We start from the raw sequence: 16,791 nt of genomic DNA on the forward strand, positions 1-16,791 counted from the left end.
CGGTTACATTCCGAACCCGGAAGCTAAGCCTCACAGCGCCGATGGTACTGCAGGGGGGACCCTGTGGGAGAGTAGGACGCCGCCGAACTAATTGTAGAGAAAAGCCCCGTGCCATTCGGCACGGGGCTTTTCTGCGTTTACGGCTAGGTGTACGGGCGGCCCGACCGCCCCCTTTCTCAGAGGCGGCCAGCCGCCTTCAGTGACAGATAGGCGTCCGCCAGAGCAGGAGCCAATTCCGACGGGGTCGCGTCCACCACCGTGACACCGTGCCGGGTGAGCTTCTCTGCCGTGCGGAGACGTTCCGCCTTGGCCTGAGCCGCTGAAGCCGCGTTGTACAGAGCCTCCGTGGTGCCGCGGGACGCCGCCATCGATTCGATCGCCGGGTCCGCGACAGAGGCGACGATCACCGTGTGGCGTTTGGTCAGGCGACCCAGGACGGGGAGCAAGCCTTCCTCGACGGGGGCCGCCTCCAACGACGTAAGAAGGACGATGAGGGAGCGGCGGGGAGCTGTCTGCAGGGCTGTGGCGGTGAGGCCGCGGGCGTCTGTTTCGACGAGCTCCGGTTCCAGTGGGGCCATGGCGTTGACCAGGGCCGGGAGGACTTGGTTGGCCGTGCGGCCCTGGACCAGGGCGCGGGTGCGACGGTCGTAGGCGAGGAGGTCGACGCGGTCGCCGGCGCGGGAGGCCAGGGCGCCGAGGAGGAGAGCCGCGTCCATCGAGGCGTCCAGGCGGGGTGCGTCGCCGACGCGGCCCGCTGACGTACGGCCGGTGTCGAGAACAAGCAGGATGTGGCGGTCGCGTTCGGGGCGCCAGGTGCGGACGGCGACCGCTGAGTGGCGGGCGGTCGCGCGCCAGTCGATGGAGCGGGTGTCGTCGCCGGGGACGTACTCGCGCAGGCTGTCGAACTCCGTGCCTTCGCCCCTGGTCAGGACGCTGGTGCGGCCGTCGAGTTCGCGGAGACGGGCCAGCTTCGAGGGGAGGTGCTTGCGGCTGTGGAACGGGGGGAGGACACGGACCGTCCACGGGACGGCGTGGGTGCCCTGGCGGGTGAAGAGGCCGAGTGGGCCGTAGGAGCGGACGGTCACGCGGTCCGCCTGGCGGTCGCCTCTGCGGGTGGGCAGGAGGCGGGTGGTGACGCGGCGGCGTTCGCCCGCGGGGATCGTCACGTGGTGGCGGGACGCGTCGTGTTCCGTGCCCTGGCGCCAGGTGCTGGGCGGCCAGGCGTCGCGGAGGTGGGCGCGCAACGGGCGGCGTGAGGGGTTGGTGATCGTCAGGGTGACGTCGGCCGGGTCTCCGAGGCGTACGGAGGTGTCGCCGGAGCGGGTGAGGCGCAGGCGGCGTACGGGGGCCGCAAGGGCGAAGTCGCAGGCGCAGGCCAGGGCCAGGGGGGTGTTGACGGCGAGGATGCCCGTCCAGCTGGGCTCCCAGATCCCGACGGGGAGGGAGCCCAGGGCGGCGAGCAGGGCCGTGCGTCCGGTGAGGGCCATGTCGTTGTCGTCTCCGGCCTGGTCAGCGGGGGACGGGGACGTGGGTGAGGAGCGCGTTGATGACCGAGTCCGGGGTCACGCCCTCCATTTCCGCCTCCGGGCGCAGTTGGACGCGGTGGCGGAGGGTGGGCAGGGCGAGGGCCTTGACGTCGTCGGGGGTGACGTAGTCGCGGCCGGTGAGCCAGGCCCAGGCGCGGGCCGTCGAGAGCAGGGCCGTGGCGCCGCGCGGGGAGACGCCGAGGGTCAGCGACGGGGATTCACGGGTGGCGCGGCAGATGTCGACGACGTACGCCGTGATCTCGGGGGAGACCGTGGTCTTCGCGACGGCGGCGCGGGCCGTCTCCAGGTCGGCCGCCGTGGCCACGGGGCGGATGCCCGCTGCCTGGAGGTCGCGGGGGTTGAAGCCGGCGGCGTGGCGGGTGAGGACGTCGATCTCGTCCTGGCGGGTGGGGAGAGGAACGTTCAGCTTGAGGAGGAAGCGGTCCAGTTGGGCTTCGGGGAGGGGGTACGTGCCCTCGTACTCGACCGGGTTCTGGGTCGCGATGACCATGAACGGGTCGGGGAGCGGGCGCGGGGTGCCGTCGACCGTGATCTGGCGCTCCTCCATGGCCTCCAGGAGGGAGGACTGGGTCTTGGGCGGGGTCCGGTTGATCTCGTCCGCGAGGAGGAGGTTGGTGAAGGCCGGGCCCGGCTGGAAGGAGAAGCGGGAGGTGTGGGTGTCGTAGACGAGGGAGCCCGTGACGTCGCTGGGCATCAGGTCCGGGGTGAACTGGACGCGCTTGGTGTCGAGTTCGAGGGATGCGGCGAGGGCGCGTACGAGGAGGGTCTTCGCCACGCCGGGGACGCCTTCGAGGAGGACGTGGCCGCGGCAGAGCAGGGCCACGACCAGGCCCGTGACGGTGGGGTCCTGGCCGACCACGGCCTTCGCGATCTCGGTGCGCAGGGCCTCCAGGGACGCCCTTGAGCTGCGGGGATCGGTCGTGGGCCCGGCGTTGTCAGTGGTCGGGTCCATCATGAATGGCGTACCTCTCTTTCGAGGGCGTCGAGGTGGTCGGCGAGTGCGATGAGCGCTGCGTCGGTGGTCGGCGGCGGGCCGAAGAGGAGGGTGTGCAAGTCCTGGCCGGGCGTCGGGAGTTGGCGCGCCAGGGCGGGGAGGAAGGTCTCGGGCGTGTGGGCCTGGGACGGGGGGACGCCGATGAGGGGGGCCAGCGTGGTGCGGGTGGAGATACGCAGGGCCGTGGCGGCGCGGTCGCGGGCGTTCGCCTTGCGGTAGAGGCGGGCGCGGCCTTCGACGGTCTCGGAGGCGCGGATCGCGACGGGGAGTCGTTCGGGGACCAGGGGGCCCAGCCGGCGTGCGCGCCACAGGGCGGCGAGGGCTGCCGCGATGAAGAGTTGCAGGGTGCCCCAGAGCCAGCCGGAGGGGATCAGGTCGAAGAAGCTGCGGTCGTTCTGTGCGTCCGCTGACGCGGCTTCGTCGGAGAGGGAGGGGAGGTACCAGACCACATGGGGGCGGGTACCGAGGAGTTGCAGGGCGAGCGAGGCGTTTCCGTGCTCGTCGAGGCGGTCGTTGAGCAGGATGTCGGGGGAGCCGAGGACGACGGTGTCGCCGTTGCCCGTGGCCGCGGGGAGGCGCAGGAGCGTGGGGGAGCCGTCGCTGGGATAGCAGGTGGTGGCGTCGCCGCGGGTGGTGGCGTAGCGGTGGCCGCCGGTGTCCGCGGTGCCGGCGCGGCGGGCCGCGGGCAGGGTGCAGTCCGGGGCGAGTGTGCTGTCCACACTGGGCGTGGGGTCGGCGGTGACGCCGGGGGCGAGGCGCTCGACGGAGGCGGCGCTCGGGGCGACGAGCAGGGTGCGGCCGCCCGACAGGTCGGTCTCGGTCTGCAGTTGTTCCTGCTGGTGCGGGGTGAGCAGGTCGGGGACGGCCACGAGGAGGGTGGTGTCGCGGTCGGTCGCGGCCCGCGCCTCGGCGGTCGTCGTGACGACGCGCGTGTCCACGCCCCGGTCGGCGAGGAGTTCGGCGACGGCCCGGCTGCCGTACTGGTCGGCGGAGCGGGGGTCGAGCGTGCCGTGCTTCTCGCCGGAGCGGATCGCGGCGATGGCCACGCCGGTGACCAGGAGGAGGACGAGAGCGAGGGCGATGCCGCGCGTGCGGGTCCAGATCTGGCGCGGCGTCGGGGTCACGGAGGTGCCGGTGTCCGGGGTGGTGGCCGACCCGGACGGCGCGAGTTCGGGGTGCGCCGCTACGGAGGTGGGGGCCGGGGGCGTGGACGGCGGGGAGGTGAGCGTAATTCCGGGGGCCCGGGGAGCCGTGTGCGGCGAGCCCGGGGGCTGGGGGGTCGGGTCGCCCGGGTCATGGGTCGCGCTGCCGCTGTCGCGGTGGGTGCCGCTGCCCTGTTCCTGCTGCTGGTCGGGCGTCTGCTCGGGGTTCGGGGTGCGCGGGTCGGTCACCTGGAGGCTCCCGCAGGGCTGGGCAGGGCGGGGGTGGTGCGGGCCACCTCGGTGTCCAGGGCCGTGAGGTGTTCGTACGTGGACCGGGTGGCGGTGCGGCCGCCGTACGCGATGTCGTCGAAGGCACGGGCCGCCTTGTGGAGGGCGTCGGTGTGGGCCGGGAAGGGGCGGGCGGCCTCGGTGGCCGCCTCGTCGGCGGTGCGGCCGGGGCGCGGGTCGAGGAGGGCGCGTTCCTCCAGGGAGCGGACGAGGGCGCGCATGCGTTCCTGGACGGCCTGGTTCCAGTGGCCCTGGGCGGCGTGGGCGTCGGCGGCGGCGCGGTGGTCGGCGGCGCTGCGCGGGCGGTCGTCGAAGAGCGGGGCCCGCGAGGAGGCGGGGGAGCGGCGGGGGGTGCCCAGGCGCCACCACAGGAGGAGGGCCAGGGCGAGGACGGCCAGGACGATGACGATCAGGCCAACCGTGCCGCCCGGGGCGGCGCCGGAAGCGGCGGAGAAGAGGTCGCCGACCCACTCCCAGAACTTGTTCAGGGCGCGGATGAACAGGCTCGGGTCGTTCTCGTGGTACGCGGGTTTGGACAGCTCCCGCTCGGCCGCTTCCCGCGCGGGGTCGCGCGGGATCGTCACCGGCGGCTCGTCGCCGCCGGCGCGTGTGAGCAGGGCCGCGGCCCCGAGCATCCCCCCGGACGCGCTCACCCCGTCAGCTCCCCGGGGTGGCGCCGGGGGTCTCCCCGTAGCCCTGGAGGCCGGCGGCGCGCGCGAGTTCGAGGTCGAGGGCCTCGCGGCGGATGCGCTGGTCTATGTAGAGCAGCACCGTGACGCCCGCGGTGATCGGGAAGGTGATGGTGGAGCCGATGACCGAGCCGATGCCGGTGATGATCAGGAAGGCCCAGCCGACGTCGCCGCCGGTGTCGAGGAAGCTGCTGAGGCCGTCGCCGCTGACGGCTCCGGCGAGGATGCTGAAGGGCACCAGGATGATCGAGCTCACGACGCCGGCGATGACCGACGCGAGGAGCTGGATGCCGAGGACCCGCCACCACGAGCCGCGGACGAGCTTGGTGGAGCGGCTCAGGGCCTTGCGGACGGTCTGCTTCTCCAGCATCAGCGCGGGCGAGGCGAGCGAGAAGCGGATCATCAGCCAGATCACGACCACGAGCGCGGCGAGGCCGCCGACGACGGCCAGGGCGACACCGCCGTCGGTGGAGCCGAGGACGGCGACGAGGATGCCGGGGACGGTGCCCACGAAGACGAGCACGGCGGCGATCAGGGGGAGCAGCAGCGTCAGGCCGAGCAGGCGCAGGACCTGGGGGCGGGCATCGCGCCAGGCCTCTCCGATGGTGACGGACCGACCGAGCACGGCGCGGCTGGTGACGGTGGTGAGCAGGGCCGTCGCGACGATCGTGCCGAGCAGGGTGACCACCTGCACGACGCCGGTGCCGGCGAAGATCCCGCCCATCGCGCGCGTGACCTCGGAGGCGCTGGCGTTGGGGTCGTCGAGGACGTCGGTGCGCGAGTCGTCGAGGACGAAGCCCTGGAGCAGGACGAGGAGGACCTGGGTGAGCACGGCGACGGTGAGCGCGATGCCGAGGACGGTGCGCCAGTGCGTCCGCATGGTCGACACCGCGCCGTCGAGGATCTCGCCGACGCCGAGCGGGCGCAGCGGGATGACGCCGGGCTTGGCGGCGGGGGGCGGGCCGCCGTAGCCGCCGTGCCCCCAGGGGCCGGGGGCGCCGTAGCCGCCCTGGTTGCCGCCCCAGCCTTGGCCGCCGCCCCAGCCTTGGCCGCCCCAGCCCTGGTTCTGGCCGGGGGCCGGAGGTGGGGGCGGCGGAGGCGGGGCCTGGCCGGAGTCGGGTGCGGGCGGGCCGGAAGGGGCGGACCACTGGGCGGGCGGCGGCTGCTCCTTGGACCACTGGGGGCCCTGGCCCGCGGGGTCCTGCGGGACCGCGCCCTGCTTGTCGCCGCTCTGACCGTCCTGGCGGGGGTCGCCAGGACGGTCAGAGGGGGCGGATCCGGGCGATGCCCAGCCCGGAGTGTCGTTCATCGTCGCTCCTTCACGGTGCCCGTCCGCGGTCGCGGCGGCAGGTTGCCTGCCATCGTGCCATGGGGCGGGCGCCAGGTGACCTGGGCCCGTAGGGGCTTGGCACCTTCAATTGTCGGCCCGGTCCGGGGCAGACTGGGCAGATGGCTGATCAGTACGCGCAAACCGGCGGGGACATACGGCCCGGCGAGGACATACAGCCCACGACCATCGACATACCGGCGATCCGGTGGGAGGAACCGGCCGAGGGGCCCGTTCTGGTCCTGCTCGACCAGACCCGGTTGCCGGCCGAGGAGATCGAGCTGGTCTGCACCGACCCGCAGGGGCTGGTGCAGGCGATCCGCTCCCTGTCCGTGCGCGGCGCTCCCCTGCTCGGCATCGCCGGGGCGTACGGAGTGGCGCTCGCGGCGGCCCGCGGATTCGACGTGCAGGACGCGGCGGACGCGCTGGCGGGGGCGCGGCCCACCGCGGTGAATCTGGCGTACGGGGTGCGCCGGGCCCAGGCGGCCTACCGCGACGCTCTGGGGAACGGCTCGGGAGGAGGGGCCGCCGTTCAGGAGCGGGCCGCCGCGGCCGCGCTCGCCGCCGCGCGGGCGCTCCACCAGGAGGACGCCGCGGCCAGCGCCAAGATGGCCGAGCACGGGCTGCGGCTGCTCGACGAGCTGCTGCCCGGCGGCAACCACCGGGTGCTGACGCACTGCAACACCGGGGCGCTGGTGTCCGGCGGGGAGGGCACCGCGTTCGCCGTGGCGCTCGCCGCGCACCGGGCGGGGCGGCTGCGCCGGCTGTGGGTGGACGAGACGCGTCCGCTGCTCCAGGGCGCGCGGCTCACGGCGTACGAGGCGGCGCGCAACGGGATGGCGTACACGCTGCTCACGGACAACGCGGCGGGGTCGCTGTTCGCCGCGGGCGAGGTGGACGCGGTGCTGATCGGCGCGGACCGGATTGCCGCGGACGGTTCGGTGGCCAACAAGGTGGGGAGCTATCCGCTCGCCGTGCTGGCTCGATATCACCACGTCCCATTCATCGTGGTGGCGCCGCTGACGACGGTGGACCTGACGACTCCGGACGGTGCGTCCATCGAGGTGGAGCAGCGGGCGGGACACGAGGTGACGGAGGTCACGGCGCCGCAGGCGCCGCTGGCCGGGATGGAGGCGGGTGGCGGGATTCCGGTGGCACCGTTGGGGACGCAGGCGTACAACCCCGCGTTCGACGTGACGCCGCCGGAGCTGGTGACGGCGATCGTCACCGAGTGGGGCGTTGTTTCCCCGGTGACAGGTGGGAGTCTGGGTGAGCTGTGTTCCAGGTCACGCCAGGTAACGATGAGCTAATGGGATGATGTGGTCCATGAAGGGACGAGTCCTTGTCGTCGACGACGACACCGCACTGGCCGAGATGCTCGGCATTGTGCTGCGTGGTGAAGGTTTTGAGCCGTCGTTCGTGGCTGACGGCGACAAGGCGCTGGCCGCTTTTCGTGAGACCAAGCCCGATCTGGTCCTCCTCGACCTGATGCTGCCCGGCCGGGACGGCATCGAGGTCTGCCGTCTGATCAGGGCGGAGTCCGGGGTGCCGATCGTGATGCTCACGGCGAAGAGCGACACCGTCGATGTCGTCGTGGGCCTGGAGTCGGGCGCGGACGACTACATCGTGAAGCCGTTCAAGCCGAAGGAGCTCGTGGCCCGTATCCGGGCGCGGCTGCGGAGGTCGGAGGAGCCCGCGCCCGAGCAGCTGGCCATAGGTGACCTGGTCATCGATGTGGCCGGGCACTCGGTCAAGCGGGACGGGCAGTCGATCGCGCTGACGCCGCTCGAGTTCGACCTGCTGGTCGCGCTCGCGCGCAAGCCCTGGCAGGTGTTCACGCGTGAGGTGCTCCTGGAGCAGGTCTGGGGCTACCGGCACGCGGCGGACACCCGCCTGGTCAACGTGCATGTGCAGCGGCTGCGCTCGAAGGTCGAGAAGGACCCCGAGCGGCCGGAGATCGTGGTGACCGTCCGTGGCGTCGGTTACAAGGCCGGACCGAGCTGACATGTCCCGGAACAGTGCCGCTTCGGCGCCCGGCAAGCCGGGGACCCGTCCGGAGCGGCCTGTGGGACCCGCGGCCGGACGCGGATCCCGGCTGCGCCGCCTCCTGGACGGCGGGCTGCTGCTCCAGGGCGGGATGAACGGCAGCCCGGTGCTGCGCCTGTTCACCCGCTGGGTGCGGCGGCCGCTGCTGCCCGCGATGCGGCTGTGGCGGCGCAACATCCAGTTGAAGGTGGTCGTCACGACGCTGCTGATGTCGCTCGGTGTCGTGCTGGTGCTCGGCATCGTCGTCATCGGTTCCGTGCGCAACGGCCTGCTCGACGCCAAGGTCAAGGCGTCGCAGAGCCAGGCCGAGGGCGGGTTCCGCGCGGCCAAGGACCGGGCGGACCTGGCGGTGACCGGGGCGGGCGGCGGCACGTCCGACGACAGCCGCGCCAGCCAGGTGCCCAACAGTTGGCTCAGCGACCTGGTGACGCAGCTCTCCAGCGGCGGCAAGGGCGCCTTCGACGTGGTCACGCTCAGCCCCGGCGACGCCGACAGCGGCAATGGGCGGGGGCCGCGCGGCTCCGGTGACGTGGTGCCCGACCGCAGCGTGCCCGACGACCTGCGCGCGCGGGTCGACCGGATGACGGGCGCCTCGCAGGAGTACACGCGAATCGTCTACAGCAGCGGTGACTCGCAGCCCGGCCTCGTCATCGGCAAGCGGCTCACCGACCCACAGGGCCATGCCTACCAGCTCTACTACCTCTTCCCGCTCACCCAGGAGGAGAAGTCCCTCGGCCTCGTCAAGGGCACCCTCGCGACGGCCGGACTGTTCGTGGTCGTGCTGCTCGGGGCGATCGCCTGGCTCGTCGTGCGGCAGGTCGTCACGCCCGTGCGGATGGCGGCCGGGGTGGCCGAGCGGCTCTCCGCGGGCCGCCTCCAGGAACGTATGAAGGTGACCGGTGAGGACGACATCGCGCGCCTCGGCGAAGCCTTCAACAAGATGGCGCAGAACCTGCACCTGAAGATCCAGCAGCTGGAGGACCTGTCGCGGATGCAGCGGCGGTTCGTCTCCGACGTGAGCCATGAGCTGCGCACGCCGCTGACGACCGTACGGATGGCCGCCGACGTCATCCATGAGGCGCGGGTCGACTTCGATCCGGTGACGGCGCGCTCCGCCGAGTTGCTCGCCGATCAGCTCGACCGGTTCGAGTCGCTGCTCGCGGACCTGCTGGAGATCAGCCGGTTCGACGCGGGCGCGGCGGCCCTCGAGGCCGAGCCGATAGATCTGCGGGAGGTCGTGCGCCGGGTGGTCGGCGGCGCCGAGCCGCTCGCCGAGCGCAAGGGCACACACATACGCGTCGTCGGCGACGACCAGCCGGTGGTGGCCGAGGCGGACGCCCGCCGGGTGGAGCGTGTCCTGCGCAACCTCGTCGTGAACGCCGTCGAGCACGGTGAGGGCAAGGACGTCGTGGTGCGGCTCGCCGCAGCGGGCGGCGCGGTCGCCGTGGCGGTGCGCGACTACGGCGTCGGGCTCAAGCCGGGCGAGGCGACGCGTGTGTTCAGCCGCTTCTGGCGGGCCGACCCGGCACGCGCGCGTACCACCGGCGGCACGGGGCTCGGCCTGTCGATCGCCCTGGAGGACGCGCGGCTGCACGGCGGCTGGCTCCAGGCGTGGGGCGAGCCGGGCGGAGGTTCGCAGTTCCGGCTGACCCTGCCGCGTACCGCCGACGAGCCGCTGCGCGGGTCGCCGATCCCGCTGGAGCCGGAGGACTCGCGGCGCGGCCGCGCGCCGGGCGACACGGAGACGGCGGACCAGGGCCGCAAACTGGCGACGGTGCCGGCGCAGGCCCCGCAGACCGGTGCGGCGCAGACGCAGATGGCGCCGCGCTTCCCGCAGACGTCGGTCCCCGCGGACCCGACGGCGCTGCCGGGCAGCGGCGCGCGCGTGGTGCCCCGTGGCGGAGCGTCCACCGGCGACGGTGTGGCGAGCGTGCCACGTCAGCCGGGTGATCGTGTGGAGCCGGGGCCGGGCCGGGCCGAGGGGTCCGCGAGCGCGGGGGCGCGCCGGAGCGGGGTGCCGGAGACGGGTGGGCTTGGTGAAGGGGGCGGGCGTGGGCGTGCGTGAGGTGTGGCGGGCCGGCCGGGGGCGCCGGGCCCGGGGCGGGGCGTTCGTCGGGTGCGCCGTGGTGGTGCTCGCCGGGTGCGCGTCCATGCCGGACAAGGGCGGGCTCGAGTCCGTGGAGGCGTCGCAGCGGCCGGACTCGCAGGTGCGCGTGTTCGCGTTGCCGCCCCGGGACGGCGCCAGCCCCACCAGCGTTGTCGAAGGTTTTCTCGAGGCGCTGACCAGCGATGATCCCTCGTACGCCATGGCCCGCAAGTATCTGACGCCGAAGGCGGCGAAGGAGTGGCGGCCGGGGCAGGAGACGGTCGTGCTCGCCGACGGGCCGAGCGCCCGCCCGGCCAGTCAGCAGGACGGCGGCGACGAGGGGCAGTCCTTCAAGCTGTCGGGGCAGCGGGTCGCCACGGTCGACCGGCAGCAGGCGTATCAGCCGGACTCCGGCCAGTACGAGGGGAATCTGCACCTGTCCTTGGTCAAGACCGCCAAGGGCGACCAGTGGCGGATCGACGACCTGCCGACCGGTGTCGTGCTCGGGGAGTCCGACTTCCAGCGGATCTACCAGTCCGTCAACAAGTACTACTACGCCGTGGACTCCGTTCCCGACGACGCGGCGGCGCGCAAGCAGCTCGTCGCCGACCCCGTCTTCGTACGGCAGTGGACGGATCCGCTGACCGAGACGGTCAAGGAGGTCCTCGCCGGGCCGACGCGGTGGCTGAACCCCGCGGTGCGGACGGCGTTCCCGACGGGGGCGGGGCTGAAGAAGGGCGTCGAGTCGCTGGCGCCGGACGACGCGAACAAGCTGACCGTGCCGCTGAACACGCAGGCCGAGACGGTCACCCCGACCAAGTGCAAGGAGATGGCGGCCCAGCTCCTGTACTCCCTGCGGGACCTGTCGTCGTCGAGCGTGAGCGAGGTCGAGCTGAAGCGCGCGGACGGCCGCTTCATGTGCGCGCTGAACGAGTCGGAGGCGGACGCCTTCGTGGCGCCCCGGCGCTCGCCCGTCCTGGACAACCAGTACTTCCTGGACGCCAAGGGACGGCTCGTCCGGATGGCGGGCAACAGCAGCTCCGACCGGGAACCGGCGCAGGTGCCGGGGCCGCTCGGCGAGGGCGTGCAGTCGCTGCGGGCCGTGGCGGTCTCGCGGGACCAGGAGCGCGGGGCGGGCGTGTCGCGGGACGGGCGGGCGCTGTACGTGGCCTCGTTCGTCTCCAGCGCCTCGCTGGGGGACGCGCTGGTGCGCAGCCACGCGGCCTCCGAGAAGGACGGCCTGTCGACGCCGAGCTGGGACGGGCGCGGTGACCTGTGGGTCGCCGACCGGGATCCGAAGCACCCGCGGCTCCTCGTGTTCGAACAGGGCCTCGGCGACCACCTGCGGGAGGTCACCACGGAGGGGCTCGCCGACGGCGCGCGGATCGAGGCGGTGAAGATGTCCGCCGACGGCGCCCGGATCGCGCTGCTCGTGAAGGAGAAGGGCACGACGTCGCTGCGGATCGGGCGGGTCGAACGGGATGCCGACAGGGACGGCGGTGTGGAGTTCTCGGTCGCCGACCTGCGCGTCGCCGCGCCGGAGATGGAGGACGTCACCGCCGTGTCCTGGGCGGGCGGCAGCCGCCTCGTGGTCGTCGGCCGGGAGGCCGGGGAACTCCAGCAGATGCGGTACGTGCAGTCCGACGGGTCCACCCCGACGGGCCAGGCGCTGCCCGGCCTGACCCGGGTCAGCGAGATCGCCGCGTCCGAGGACGACCGCCTGCCGCTGCTCGCCCACTCGGACGACGGGATTGTCCGCCTGCCGCAGGGGTCGGCGTGGCAGTCGGTCCTGAAGGACGGCACGGCACCGGTCTACCCCGGATAGCCGTCCGCACGGCAGCCTCCATCCGGTCGCACCCGGGAGCCCTTGCCTGTCAGACCAGGCCGGTTGTCCACAGGGCGTTGTCCACAGGGCTGGTGGGGGCCCGGGCGGGTTGGCAGAGTGGAGGCATGCGGGGGTGGTGGCAGGACCTCTCCGATCTGGTGCTGCCGGCTCTGTGCGCGGGCTGCGGCAGGTCTCGTACGTCGCTGTGCGCGCGGTGCTCGGCGGCGTTGTGCGGCGCCGTGCCCGGGCGGGTGCGGCCCCGGGTCGAGCCGCCCGGGCTGCCGGTGGTGCACGCCGCCGCGCCGTACCAGGACGCCGTACGGGCCGTGCTGCTCGCCCACAAGGAGCGCGGGGCGCTCGGGCTCGCCGGGCCGCTCGGCGCGGCCCTCGCGGGCGCGGTCCGGCGGGGCCTGGCCGACCCGGCCGGATGGGCTGGACAGGCCGGACAAGGACCGCCCGGGGCCGCCGGCATCGCACTCGTCCCCGTGCCCTCCGCGCCCCGCGCGGTGCGGGCCCGCGGGCACGACCCCATGCGGCGGATCGCCTTGTGTGCCGCGGCTGAGCTGCGCCGGGCCGGAGTCCCCGCGCGGGTCCTGAGCGTGCTGCGGCAGCGGCGCCCGGTGGCCGATCAGGCCGGGCTCGACGCGCGGGAGCGGCTCGCGAACGTGGCCGGTGCGCTGGAGGCGGCGGCCGGGGCAGGTGAACTTCTGCGCGAAGTTGGCCGGATCGTTGTGGTCGACGACCTCATGACGACCGGTGCCTCCCTGGCCGAGGCGGCTCGTGCGGTACGCGCATTGACGCCCCCGGATTCGGGTAACGCGGAGGTCGAGGACGGACCGGAACGGGTCGTACCGCGTTTCCGAATGACGCGGCCGAACGAGGTCCTGGGGGCGGTGATCGCCACCTCTCCGGATTCCTTCGAAATAAACCGGAAGTGACCGAGAATCTACGTCTTCGCAGGTCGCGAGAGGGTTATCGCAACTGAATGGAGGTACGCGTCAGTAGAGGGTGACGACATCCGTCCGGGCGAGATATGTTCGGATGTGAGGAACTCGGCGGATAAGGCGGCCGTTGTACCTCACATATCGGATTGCCGTCCCGTGGGTTTGCACAAGGATTCCGCAATCACCCGGAACGGTGGGGTGGAGATCTTGTCCGCGGGGGAGGAGGAGGTGGAAGTCACCGAGTCCGAGGCTCCGGATATGGCCGGAGCCTGGTGCAAGAGGGAGTAGCTCCGCCGACAGAGGCGGAGCGATCCGGGAACGGAGTTCTGCGTGGACATCGTCGTCAAGGGCCGCAAGACCGAGGTACCGGAGCGGTTCCGCAAGCACGTGGCCGAGAAGCTGAAGCTGGACAAGATCCAGAAGCTCGACGGCAAGGTGATCAGCCTCGACGTAGAGGTGTCCAAGGAGCCCAACCCCCGACAGGCCGACCGGTGCGACCGCGTGGAGATCACGCTGCGCACGCGCGGCCCGGTGATCCGGGCCGAAGCCGCGGCGAGCGACCCGTACGCGGCGCTCGACCTCGCCACCGACAAGCTGGACGCGCGGCTGCGCAAGGAGCACAGCAAGCGTTCGACGCGGCGTGGCACCAAGCGGATCTCGGCGGCCGAGGTGGCCGAGGTGGTCCCGGGCGCGGCGACGCTGAACGGGGACGGTTCGGTCGTCCGGGACGAGGGCGAGGCCGACGGCGTACCGACCACCAAGATGGGCTCGCTGGAGGTGCAGGGCGAGGGCCCGCTCGTCGTGCGCGAGAAGACGCACGTGGCGGCGCCCATGACGCTCGACCAGGCGCTCTACGAGATGGAGCTGGTCGGGCACGACTTCTATCTGTTCGTCGACTCCGAGACCAAGGAACCGAGCGTCGTCTACCGGCGCCACGCCTACGACTACGGCGTCATCCACCTCAGCACCGACCCCATGGTGACCGACGCGGAGACACGCGGCGCGGACGCGGGTGACGCCATCGGCGGCTGAGTCCGCCCGGACGGAGGCCCCCGGGCACGTCTGTCCGAAAACCCGCTCATCGGGTGCCCCTGGAGTGCGCGTGCGCCCCCGGGGGCACCTTTGTGCGACCCCCCAGTGCGCCGCACCGACGTCGCGCGGACGCCGGGGCATGAAATCATGGCTGGGCCGGGTCAACCGGCCTGACGGCGCCTCTGGTTGGCGCGGCACAGGAAGACGGGCCACGGCCTTCAGGGGGAGGAACGATGGCGGACAGCTTCGGACCGATGCGGGGCGAGGACGCCGGCGCTGCCGACGACGGCGCCGGCATGGGACCGGACGCGGGCTCCCCGCGCAAGGAGCCCATCCGGGTCCTTGTGGTCGACGACCACGCGCTGTTCCGGCGCGGCCTGGAGATCGTCCTCGCCGCCGAGGAGGACATCCAGGTCGTGGGCGAGGCCGGGGACGGCGCGGAGGCGGTGGACAAGGCGGCCGATCTGCTGCCCGACATCGTTCTGATGGACGTCCGGATGCCCAAGCGGGGCGGGATCGAGGCGTGCACCTCCATCAAGGAGGTGGCGCCCAGCGCGAAGATCATCATGCTGACGATCAGCGACGAGGAGGCCGACCTCTACGACGCGATCAAGGCGGGCGCGACCGGCTACCTGCTGAAGGAAATCTCCACCGACGAGGTGGCCACGGCCATCCGCGCGGTGGCCGACGGACAGTCGCAGATCAGCCCGTCGATGGCGTCGAAGCTGCTCACCGAGTTCAAGTCGATGATCCAGCGCACCGACGAGCGCAGGCTCGTGCCCGCGCCCCGGCTGACCGACCGCGAACTCGAAGTGCTCAAGCTCGTCGCGACCGGCATGAACAACCGGGACATCGCCAAGGAGCTGTTCATCTCCGAGAACACCGTGAAGAACCATGTGCGCAACATCCTGGAGAAGCTGCAGCTGCACTCCAGGATGGAGGCCGTGGTCTACGCGATGCGCGAGAAGATCCTCGAGATCCGTTAGCCGAGCGCTGTCACCAGGGCCTTCTTCAGCACGGGGTCGTCCATGCGCTCCACCCGTACGCTGTCGCACCCCACCCAGCCCGCCGCCTCCCGCAGCGCCTCCGCCACCGCCGGGACCGCCCTCGGGCCGTCCACGGAGACCTGCCTGGCGACCAGCGTGGTGCCCTCGCGCGCGGGGTCGACCCGGCCCACCAGCCGGCCGCCCGCCAGGACCGGCATAGCGAAGTAGCCGTGCACCCGCTTCGGCTTGGGGACGTACGCCTCCAGGCGGTGCGTGAAGCCGAAGATCCGCTCCGTGCGGGCCCGCTCCCAGACCAGCGAGTCGAAGGGCGACAGGAGCGTCGTGCGGTGGCGGCCGCGCGGGGGCGACGCCAGGGCCGCCGGATCGGCCCAGGCGGGCTTCGCCCAGCCCTGCACCTCCACCGGGACCAGGCCGGTGTCCGCGATCACCGCGTCGAACTGCTCGCTCTTGAGGCGGTGGTAGTCGGCGATGTCCGCGCGCGTGCCGACGCCGAGCGCCTCGCCCGCCTGCCGCACCAGACGGCGCAGGCACGCCCGGTCGTCCAGCTCGTCATGGAGCAGCTCGGTCGGGACGGCGCGCTCCGCCAGGTCGTAGACCCGCTTCCAGGAGCGGCGCTCGACGCACACCACCTCGCCGTACATCAGCGCGCGCTCGACGGCGATCTTCGACTCGGACCAGTCCCACCACTCGCCCTTGTTCTTCGCGCCGCCCAACTCGGTGGCGGTGAGCGGGCCTTCGGTCCGCAACTGCTTGATGACCTGCTCGTAGGCGCCGTCGGGCAGGTCGTGGTGCCAGTGCGGGCGGCTGCGGTAGGCGCGGCGGCGGAACGCGAAGTGCGGCCACTCCTCGATCGGCAGGATGCACGCCGCGTGCGACCAGTACTCGAAGGCGTGCCGGCCGGTCCAGTACGCGTCCTCGACCGTCCTGCGGCCGACCGCGCCCAGGCGCGCGTACGGGATCAGCTCGTGGGAGCGGGCGAGCACCGAGATCGTGTCGAGCTGTACCGCGCCGAGGTGGCGCAACACCCCGCGGACTCCGCCCTTGCGGTCCGGGGCGCCGAGGAGACCCTGGGCGCGCAGCGCGATGCGGCGGGCTTCGTCGGCGGACAGATCGGCGGCGGGACGCGGCAAGGTCGTCATGCCGGAAACGATAGGACGGGCCACTGACAGTGAGGCCGGGACCCGGGGTCTCAGGCGGGTGCGGGCAGGTACGGCACCGGGCAGGGCAGGCCGAGGTCCGACGGGAGCAGCGCCCCGATCCAGCAGTCGCGGACGACGCCCTTGTTGAGCAGGCCCGAGCGCAGGGTGCCCTCCATGGTGAAGCCGGCCTTCTCGGCGACCGTGCGCGAGCCCGTGTTGCCGACCTCCGCCCGCCACTCCAGGCGCGTACAGCCGAGGTCGGTGAAGGCCCAGCGGGCCAGGGCGAGGACGGCCTCCGTCGTGTAGCCGCGGCCGCGGTGCTCCTTGGCCGCCCAGAAGCCGATCTCCCAGGTGCCCGCGCGCGGGTGGTGGATCGCGACCGCGCCGAGGACGGGGCCGTCCTCGGCGGTGCGGACGGCGAAGGTGTACTCGGTGTCGGTGCGCCAGCCGTCGGCGACCACGCTGCGGACGAAGTACTCGGCGTCCGCGCGCGTGTAGGGCGAGGGGACCGGCACCCAGCGCTGGATCCCGGGGTCCTGGACCGCCGCGCACACCTCGTCGATGTCGGCGGGTTCGAAGGTGCGAAGGCGCAGGCGGGCGGTGGTCAGCTTCACGGGGTCCATCGCCTGATTCTGCTCGGCGCCGCGAGCGGACGCCAAGACTTTTCGTCCCCCTTGGCGGCACCTTCCGAGGCCCCTGTCCGTTGGACCTCATGGCAGACCTCC

14 protein-coding genes and 1 rRNA gene are annotated in these 16,791 nt (G+C 72.7%); 8 read left to right on the forward strand and 7 right to left on the reverse strand.

What is annotated here, in order from left to right; translation table 11 throughout:
- Window positions 1–88 (forward strand): 5S ribosomal RNA (gene rrf, locus ABZ877_RS18835); the annotation flags it as partial.
- 88 nt (window positions 89–176) lie between these two features.
- On the opposite strand, the gene ABZ877_RS18840 is transcribed toward rrf, so the two are convergent.
- The 5 genes from ABZ877_RS18840 to ABZ877_RS18860 all read right to left on the reverse strand — a co-directional run bounded on the left by ABZ877_RS18840 (window position 177) and on the right by ABZ877_RS18860 (window position 5,969).
- Window positions 177–1,487 carry a DUF58 domain-containing protein gene (locus ABZ877_RS18840; protein ID WP_361072123.1) on the reverse strand — a complete coding sequence of 437 codons (1,311 nt, stop codon included), beginning with the start codon at window positions 1,485–1,487 and terminating at the stop codon, window positions 177–179.
- Between the two features lie 22 nt (window positions 1,488–1,509).
- Window positions 1,510–2,499, reverse strand: coding sequence for a MoxR family ATPase (locus ABZ877_RS18845; RefSeq protein ID WP_361072541.1), 990 nt, complete (start codon window positions 2,497–2,499; stop codon window positions 1,510–1,512).
- A complete protein-coding gene (locus ABZ877_RS18850) occupies window positions 2,499–3,665 on the reverse strand; it encodes a DUF4350 domain-containing protein (RefSeq protein WP_361072544.1) in 1,167 nt (388 codons plus the stop codon). The genes ABZ877_RS18845 and ABZ877_RS18850 overlap by 1 nt, the downstream gene beginning before the upstream one ends.
- Before the next feature lie 263 nt (window positions 3,666–3,928).
- The gene (locus ABZ877_RS18855; RefSeq protein WP_361072547.1) at window positions 3,929–4,606 is read right to left on the reverse strand and encodes a DUF4129 domain-containing protein; all 678 of its coding nucleotides are present in this window, start codon (window positions 4,604–4,606) and stop codon (window positions 3,929–3,931) included.
- A gap of 22 nt (window positions 4,607–4,628) precedes the next feature.
- Entirely contained in the window at window positions 4,629–5,969 is a 1,341-nt protein-coding gene (locus ABZ877_RS18860; RefSeq protein WP_361072126.1) for a glycerophosphoryl diester phosphodiesterase membrane domain-containing protein, read from the reverse strand.
- Between the two features lie 140 nt (window positions 5,970–6,109).
- Here ABZ877_RS18860 and mtnA point away from each other — a divergent pair, with 140 nt between their 5' ends.
- The 7 genes from mtnA to ABZ877_RS18895 all read left to right on the forward strand — a co-directional run bounded on the left by mtnA (window position 6,110) and on the right by ABZ877_RS18895 (window position 14,906).
- Window positions 6,110–7,297, forward strand: coding sequence for an S-methyl-5-thioribose-1-phosphate isomerase (gene mtnA / locus ABZ877_RS18865; protein WP_361072129.1), 1,188 nt, complete (start codon window positions 6,110–6,112; stop codon window positions 7,295–7,297).
- 4 nt (window positions 7,298–7,301) lie between these two features.
- Window positions 7,302–7,991 (forward strand): two-component system response regulator MtrA, encoded by a 690-nt coding sequence (gene mtrA / locus ABZ877_RS18870; RefSeq protein WP_199836122.1) that lies wholly within the window; start codon window positions 7,302–7,304, stop codon window positions 7,989–7,991.
- 1 nt (window position 7,992) lies between these two features.
- Window positions 7,993–10,098, forward strand: a complete 2,106-nt coding sequence (mtrB, locus tag ABZ877_RS18875) for an MtrAB system histidine kinase MtrB (RefSeq protein WP_361072132.1) — start codon at window positions 7,993–7,995, stop codon at window positions 10,096–10,098.
- Window positions 10,099–10,183: 85 nt separating this feature from the next.
- Window positions 10,184–11,944: an LpqB family beta-propeller domain-containing protein gene (locus tag ABZ877_RS18880; RefSeq protein WP_361072550.1), complete on the forward strand. Its 1,761-nt coding sequence runs from the start codon at window positions 10,184–10,186 to the stop codon at window positions 11,942–11,944.
- A gap of 125 nt (window positions 11,945–12,069) precedes the next feature.
- Entirely contained in the window at window positions 12,070–12,882 is an 813-nt protein-coding gene (locus ABZ877_RS18885) for a ComF family protein (protein ID WP_361072135.1), read from the forward strand.
- Between the two features lie 336 nt (window positions 12,883–13,218).
- On the forward strand, window positions 13,219–13,920 hold the full coding sequence (raiA, locus tag ABZ877_RS18890) for a ribosome-associated translation inhibitor RaiA (protein ID WP_361072138.1): 702 nt from the start codon (window positions 13,219–13,221) through the stop codon (window positions 13,918–13,920).
- Window positions 13,921–14,153: 233 nt separating this feature from the next.
- Window positions 14,154–14,906 carry a response regulator transcription factor gene (locus ABZ877_RS18895; RefSeq protein WP_361072141.1) on the forward strand — a complete coding sequence of 251 codons (753 nt, stop codon included), beginning with the start codon at window positions 14,154–14,156 and terminating at the stop codon, window positions 14,904–14,906.
- Here ABZ877_RS18895 and ABZ877_RS18900 read toward each other — a convergent pair.
- A complete protein-coding gene (locus ABZ877_RS18900) occupies window positions 14,903–16,066 on the reverse strand; it encodes a crosslink repair DNA glycosylase YcaQ family protein (RefSeq protein WP_361072144.1) in 1,164 nt (387 codons plus the stop codon). The two genes, ABZ877_RS18895 and ABZ877_RS18900, sit on opposite strands and share 4 nt — an antisense overlap.
- A 50-nt stretch (window positions 16,067–16,116) precedes the next feature.
- Window positions 16,117–16,689, reverse strand: a complete 573-nt coding sequence (locus ABZ877_RS18905) for a GNAT family N-acetyltransferase (RefSeq protein WP_361072147.1) — start codon at window positions 16,687–16,689, stop codon at window positions 16,117–16,119.
- Window positions 16,690–16,791 lie beyond the last annotated feature (102 nt).

The sequence above is a fragment of the Streptomyces sp. NPDC046939 genome (assembly GCF_040644575.1).
In the GTDB taxonomy this organism is placed as follows: Bacteria; Actinomycetota; Actinomycetes; order Streptomycetales; family Streptomycetaceae; genus Streptomyces.

Excerpts from the sequence above, each read along its gene's own strand:
- ABZ877_RS18905 (WP_361072147.1), bottom strand. The coding sequence starts at position 16,689 with ATGGACCCCGTGAAGCTGACCACCGCCCGCCTGCGCCTTCGCACCTTC.
- mtnA (WP_361072129.1), top strand. The coding sequence starts at position 6,110 with ATGGCTGATCAGTACGCGCAAACCGGCGGGGACATACGGCCCGGCGAG.
- ABZ877_RS18855 (WP_361072547.1), bottom strand. The coding sequence starts at position 4,606 with ATGCTCGGGGCCGCGGCCCTGCTCACACGCGCCGGCGGCGACGAGCCG.
- ABZ877_RS18880 (WP_361072550.1), top strand. The coding sequence starts at position 10,184 with ATGCCGGACAAGGGCGGGCTCGAGTCCGTGGAGGCGTCGCAGCGGCCG.
- ABZ877_RS18900 (WP_361072144.1), bottom strand. The coding sequence starts at position 16,066 with ATGACGACCTTGCCGCGTCCCGCCGCCGATCTGTCCGCCGACGAAGCC.
- ABZ877_RS18840 (WP_361072123.1), bottom strand. The coding sequence starts at position 1,487 with ATGGCCCTCACCGGACGCACGGCCCTGCTCGCCGCCCTGGGCTCCCTC.
- ABZ877_RS18845 (WP_361072541.1), bottom strand. The coding sequence starts at position 2,499 with ATGGACCCGACCACTGACAACGCCGGGCCCACGACCGATCCCCGCAGC.
- mtrB (WP_361072132.1), top strand. The coding sequence starts at position 7,993 with ATGTCCCGGAACAGTGCCGCTTCGGCGCCCGGCAAGCCGGGGACCCGT.
- ABZ877_RS18885 (WP_361072135.1), top strand. The coding sequence starts at position 12,070 with ATGCGGGGGTGGTGGCAGGACCTCTCCGATCTGGTGCTGCCGGCTCTG.
- ABZ877_RS18860 (WP_361072126.1), bottom strand. The coding sequence starts at position 5,969 with ATGAACGACACTCCGGGCTGGGCATCGCCCGGATCCGCCCCCTCTGAC.
- mtrA (WP_199836122.1), top strand. The coding sequence starts at position 7,302 with ATGATGTGGTCCATGAAGGGACGAGTCCTTGTCGTCGACGACGACACC.
- ABZ877_RS18895 (WP_361072141.1), top strand. The coding sequence starts at position 14,154 with ATGGCGGACAGCTTCGGACCGATGCGGGGCGAGGACGCCGGCGCTGCC.